Origin of the sequence: Actinoplanes sp. NPDC048791 (assembly GCF_040650095.1) — a bacterium.
Taxonomy (GTDB): domain Bacteria; phylum Actinomycetota; class Actinomycetes; order Mycobacteriales; family Micromonosporaceae; genus Actinoplanes.
Genome location: NZ_JBEZGQ010001716.1, coordinates 1 through 1,095, shown reverse-complemented (window position 1 = coordinate 1,095; position 1,095 = coordinate 1). Strand labels below are relative to the sequence as shown.

The following is a 1,095-nucleotide window of genomic DNA, read 5'->3' as shown; positions in this document are numbered from 1 at the left end:
GGGCCGACCCGGTCGCCCCGGGGCCGCAGGCCGGCATCGGTGTCGCTCTCGTGGTCGTGCGCGCGCATGACCGCCCCCTTCCGGACAGCTCCAGGATCGCGGCGCCGGTCCGGGCCGGGAAGCATCGCGGGCACCGCCGTGAGTGCAGAACTGCTGCCCTATCGGGCATGCGTGAGGTACGGGCCGAACTCCCGTTCCAGGCAGAGGCGGCCCAGTTTGCGGTACTCACTGGCCACGGCCGCGACGACGTCGGTCATGGTCACCGCGCGCTCGCCGTCGGCCGCCCGGTAGGCCGCGGTGACCGCCGCCGAACGGATGTGGCCGCCGGACAGCTCGAAGGCCGCCGCGAGGAAGCCGAGGTCGACGTCCTGGTCGCGCGGCAGCAGCCGGCCCAGGCAGCGGTCCCAGAGCGTACGGCGCAGCGCCTCGTCCGGCGTGGGGAAGTCCACCACGGTGTCGAGCCGGCGGGTGAACGCCTCGTCCAGGTTGGCCCGCAGGTTGGTGGCGAGGATGGCCAGCCCGTCGAAGGTCTCCATCCGCTGCAACAGGTAAGCGCTCTCGATGTTGGCGTACCGGTCGTGGGCGTCGCGCACCTCGGAGCGTTTGCCGAAGATGGCGTCGGCCTCGTCGAACAGCAGCACCCCGTTGACCCCGGCGGCCTCGGCGAAGATCCGTTCCAGGTTCTTCTCGGTCTCGCCGACGTACTTGTCCACCACCGTGGCCAGGTTGACCGTGTAGAGGTCGAGGCCGAGCTCGGCCGCGATCACCTCGGCCGACATGGTCTTGCCGGTGCCGGAGTCCCCGGCGAACAGCCCGGTGATGCCGCGTCCCCGGCCGCCGCCCGGCCGCATCCGCCAGTCGTCGAGCACCAGATGCCGGTGCCGGGCCCGCGCCGCGAACTCGCGCAGCTGCCCGAGCACGACCGGCGGGAGCACCAGGTCGGGCCAGCCGACGCCGGGCTGGATCCGGCGGGCCAGTCGTTCCAGCCCGGCCGCGTTCTGGCTGCGCGCGCCGCGACGCAGGTGGGCGGCGCTGATCGTGCCGCCGTCGGACAGCGCGTCCAGGGCCGCGGCGTCGGCGGCCCGGCGTACCTGC

At 73.6% G+C, this 1,095-nt stretch carries 1 protein-coding gene; it reads right to left on the bottom strand.

The window, feature by feature from the left end; translation table 11 throughout:
- Positions 1-158: 158 nt before the first annotated feature.
- Positions 159-1,095: ATP-binding protein (locus tag AB0C29_RS49880; protein WP_360835602.1), on the bottom strand; the 937-nt coding region annotated here is incomplete at its 5' end.